The sequence below is a fragment of the Acidovorax sp. KPB24-07 genome, assembly GCF_057543315.1.
The window spans coordinates 1-880 of record NZ_BAAJYS010000802.1; the positions used below are offsets into that span (position 1 = coordinate 1).

3 protein-coding genes are annotated in these 880 nt (G+C 74.8%); 2 read left to right on the forward strand and 1 reads right to left on the reverse strand.

All coding sequences use genetic code 11. The features are described 5' to 3' along the window. On the reverse strand, nucleotides 1-240 hold a 240-nt coding region (locus AC27IQ_RS25930; RefSeq protein ID WP_487091354.1), incomplete at its 3' end, for a hypothetical protein. A 2-nt stretch (nucleotides 241-242) separates the two neighbouring features. Here AC27IQ_RS25930 and AC27IQ_RS25935 point away from each other — a divergent pair. Both AC27IQ_RS25935 and AC27IQ_RS25940 read left to right on the forward strand, forming a co-directional pair. Beyond that, entirely contained in the window at nucleotides 243-605 is a 363-nt protein-coding gene (locus AC27IQ_RS25935; protein ID WP_487091355.1) for an ABC transporter substrate-binding protein, read from the forward strand. 41 nt (nucleotides 606-646) lie between these two features. After that, on the forward strand, nucleotides 647-817 hold the full coding sequence (locus AC27IQ_RS25940) for a hypothetical protein (RefSeq protein WP_487091356.1): 171 nt from the start codon (nucleotides 647-649) through the stop codon (nucleotides 815-817). Nucleotides 818-880 lie beyond the last annotated feature (63 nt).

Consider the following 880-nt stretch of genomic DNA (forward strand, 5'->3'; position numbering starts at 1 on the left):
CCTGGGGGGCGAGGGTGACCCCCTGCCACCCTGGCGCCGCACGGCATCCAGACGCTGATCCTGACCGAAAGCTGCGCGCACACGCGCGGCGACAAACCGCGCGCCACGATGGACCTGCTGTACGGCGACCTGCTGCGCCTGGGCACCGTTTTCGGCCGCCGTGCCGAGGCCGAGCGGCTCATCGCGCAATGGCGCGAGCGGGTCCGGGCCGGGACCGGTCGCCGCTGCCGCAGCCGCCACGCGTGTTCGTCTACGACTCGGGCGAGGACAAGCCCTTCACCGCGGGCCGCGCCGCCATGCCCACGGCCCTGATCGCGGCCGCGGGCGGGCGCAACGTGCTGGGCGATGCCCCCATGAGCTGGGGCACCAGCGCCTGGGAGACGGTCGCAGCGAGCAACCCGCAGGTCATCGTCCTGCTGGACTACCAGAATGGCCAGGGCCCGGAACACCTTCAGCGCCTCCTGCAGGCGCACCCGGCCATGCGGCTGACCGACGCCGTGCGCCAGCGCCGCTTCGTCACGCTGCGCTATGCCGAGTTGACGCCCGGGCCCGCCAACATCGACGCCATCGAAAAGCTGGCCCGCGCCCTGAGGCAGGCACCATGACGCCGCCGGGGGCGGATGCCCGCACCGCGCGGCGCAGAGCAGTGCCTCTGCGGATCACGCTGCGCCGCGCGGCGCCATGGGGGATCGCGCTGGCCCTGACGTTGTTGGTCATGGCGTCGCTCACCGCGGGCAGCGCGCCCGTGTCGTGGCGCGAGGCGGCCGCGGCACTGGCGGGGCCCTGGGCCGGGGCGTTCGGCGCGCCGGCGGGGTGACATGGCGCAGGCCATCGTGCGCGACCTGCGCCTGCCGCGTGTGGTGCTGGCGCTGCTGGTGGG